General features: G+C 68.5%; 2 protein-coding genes. Both read right to left on the bottom strand.

Translation table 11 applies throughout. From position 1 onward, the window contains the following. Positions 1-30: 30 nt before the first annotated feature. Entirely contained in the window at positions 31-945 is a 915-nt protein-coding gene (locus tag AB0K05_RS44410) for an IS3 family transposase (RefSeq protein WP_364237885.1), read from the bottom strand. Continuing rightward, positions 942-1,265 carry a transposase gene (locus AB0K05_RS44405; protein WP_364237883.1) on the bottom strand — a complete coding sequence of 108 codons (324 nt, stop codon included), beginning with the start codon at positions 1,263-1,265 and terminating at the stop codon, positions 942-944. The genes AB0K05_RS44410 and AB0K05_RS44405 overlap by 4 nt, the downstream gene beginning before the upstream one ends. Positions 1,266-1,315: the final 50 nt, after the last annotated feature.

Raw genomic sequence — 1,315 nt, 5'->3', positions numbered from 1 at the left:
TGTCCATCCCCTGAAAGCGTGGAGACTCGGTTATGCGGCGATGGTCTCCTGAGACTTCGCCTTGGTGGCTGTTCGCGCGGTCATGATCTGCTGCTCGTAGACGATCGGGGGTAGCCCGTCGGCGGCGCTGTGCCGGCGGCGGGTGTTGTAGAAGTCGGTGATCCAGGTGGCGATCTTCAGGCGGGCTTCGGCGCGTGTTGTGAAGCGGTACCGGTGGACGTATTCGACCTTGAGGGTGGAGTTGAACGATTCGGCGGCGGCGTTGTCGAGGGCGCAGCCGACCCGGCCCATCGACTGGACGACGCCCCAGTGCCGGCAGGCGGCCTGGAAGCGGGCGGCGCTGTATTCGCTGCCGCGGTCGGTGTGGAAGATCACCCCGTCGACGGTCCCGCCGCGGGTGACCGCGGCCATCTGCAGCGAGGCGATGGTCAGCGCCGCGTCGTGATGCTCGGACATGGCATAGCCGAGCAGCCGCCGGGAGAACAAATCCTCCACGGTGGCCAGGTAGAGCTTGCCCTCATCGGTGACGATCTCGGTGACGTCGCCGCACCACAGCACGTCCGGCGCGACCGCAGTGAAGTTCCTGCGGACCAGGTCGGGGGCGGCGGGCCGTTTGCCCTGACGGGTCAGCGACCGGCGTTTCCTGGCCGCCCGGCCGGCTAACCCGAGCTCGGTCATGCGCCCGGCGACGGTGTTCTCCGATACCCGCCATCCCGCCTCGTGCAGGTCACGGGTGATGCGCGGGCTGCCGTAGGTGCCGCCCGAGGCGGTGAACCTGGCCTCGATCTGCGCGTCCAGGTCCGCGCGGCGCCGCTGCCGGGCCGTCGGCGCCCGGTCGCGCCACTTGTAGTACCAGGATTGTGAGACGCCCAAGGCCCGGCAGGTCAACGCGTGGGGCACGCCGTGGTCGGTCTTCTGGGAGCTGATGAAGGCCGCCACGCTCACCGGCCCATCGCCTCTCGAACCCACAAGACCACCGAGCGTTTGAGCACATCGCGCTCCATCTCCAGCTCGGCGCGTTCCTTGGCCCACTCGGCCCGCTGCCGGCGCAGCCGGGCGAGTTCCTCCCGCTCCGACTCGGCCAGCTCCCCGCCGTTGGTGTCCTGCTCGCGGGCCAGCCGGTCCATCTGCACCCAGTTGGCCAGCGTGCCCGCATTGATGCCCAGATCCTTAGCGACCTGCGCGATCGGCTTTTCTGTCTCCCGCACGATACGCACCGCGCCCGCCCGGAACTCCGGATCGAACCTGCGTCTGGTCTCTCCCACGACCCAACCTTCTCCTTAGGTCAGGTCTCCACGCTAGAAGGGGAAGTCCA

Origin of the sequence: Nonomuraea sp. NPDC049486, assembly GCF_040676925.1 — a bacterium.
Taxonomy (GTDB): domain Bacteria; phylum Actinomycetota; class Actinomycetes; order Streptosporangiales; family Streptosporangiaceae; genus Nonomuraea; species Nonomuraea ferruginea.
Note: the sequence above shows the minus strand (reverse complement) of the source record. Positions and strands in the feature narration are given on the sequence as shown.